The organism is Kitasatospora sp. GAS204B, assembly GCF_029892155.1.
Lineage (GTDB): Bacteria > Actinomycetota > Actinomycetes > Streptomycetales > Streptomycetaceae > Kitasatospora.
Window position 1 is genome coordinate 1 of the sequence record NZ_JARZAG010000078.1, and the last position, 1,320, is coordinate 1,320.

The following is a 1,320-nucleotide window of genomic DNA, read 5'->3' on the forward strand; positions in this document are numbered from 1 at the left end:
TGAAGTTCCCCCCTGATCTTGGACAGCGGGTGCTTACGCTGCAGGGGTGAAGTCGTGCCGGAGCCTGGCTCGGGTTTCGAGTGGGGTGAGGTACCCGAACTCGGGGTGCCTGCGGAGCCTGGTGCGGTTGTATTCGACTTCGATGAAGCGAAAGACGTCGGCTCGGGCCGCTTCCCGGCTGTCCCAGATGGTGGTGCCGATCTCCGCTTTCAGCAGGCCGAAGAAGCTCTCGGCTGCGGCGTTATCGTAACATATGCCGGTTCGCCCCATGCTCTGTCTCAGGTTCAACTTCCTTATCTCCTGGCGGAATTCGCTGCTCGTATACTCGCTTCCCCGGTCGGTGTGCATGATGCAGCCCGGCTTCAGGTCACCCCGGCCGGCGGCCATCTTCAGGGCGTCGGTGACCAACTCGGCGCGATGGTGGTCGGCCATTGCGTACCCGATAACCTCGCGGGTCGCCAGGTCGATGACCGTGGCCAGATACCACCAGCCCTCGATCGTGGGCAGATATGTGATGTCGCCGACGAGCTTCGTACCGGGCCGCTTCGCGGTGAAGTCGCGGCCGATCAGGTCGGGGGCCGGGGCGGCCTTGGTGTCCTGCTTCGTCAGGTGGCGGCGCCTGCGGCGGGTGATACCCCGGATGTCGCGCTCGCGCATGATCCGCTCGACCTTCTTCCGGTTGATCGCATGGCCGTCCCGCCGCAGTGCGGCGTGCACGCGCGGGGCGCCGTAGGCGCCGCGCGAGGAGGCATGGATCTCCCGTATCTCCTCGGCCAGTTCGTCCTCTGCCCGCTGCCGCTCGGCGGCGGCCGGCCGACCGGCGAGCCAGGCGTAGTAGCTGGCGCGCGGGAGCTTCAGCGCCCGGCAGAGCAGCGCGACGCTGAAGCCGTCGGGTCTGTCCTCGGCGGCCCTCTCCGCGTCGATGAAGCGGCACAGCGTGCCTACTTCATCGTCTCCTTCGCGAAGAAGGCCGCGGCTTTTTTCAAGATCTCGATCGTCTGCTGCTGTTCCCGGTTCTCCCTGCGCAGCCGCTGGAGCTCGTCCTTCTCCGCCGTCGTCAGCGCGCCTGGCGCCCCCTCGCCGCAGTCGACCTTCGCCTGTTTCACCCAGCCGCGAAGCCCCTCCGGACTCACGCCCAGTTCCCGGGCGATCTCGGTGACGTTCCGATGGGGCGAGGACCGGACGAGCGCGATCGCGTCCCGCTTGAACTCCGCCGTGTACCGCTTGCTCATGTTGCTCTTGCCACTCACTACCTGGACTGCTTCCTCCGGGACCCAACCGTCCCAGTATCAAGCTGTCCAGATCAACGGGGGAACTTCA

Annotated in this window: 2 protein-coding genes; both read right to left on the minus strand. The window is 66.4% G+C overall.

The window, feature by feature from the left end; all coding sequences use genetic code 11:
• Window positions 1–33 precede the first annotated feature (33 nt).
• On the minus strand, window positions 34–936 hold the full coding sequence (locus P3T41_RS36840; RefSeq protein ID WP_280695022.1) for an IS3 family transposase: 903 nt from the start codon (window positions 934–936) through the stop codon (window positions 34–36).
• A gap of 5 nt (window positions 937–941) precedes the next feature.
• Window positions 942–1,250, minus strand: a complete 309-nt coding sequence (locus P3T41_RS36845; protein WP_280695023.1) for a transposase — start codon at window positions 1,248–1,250, stop codon at window positions 942–944.
• Between the last annotated feature and the right edge of the window lie 70 nt (window positions 1,251–1,320).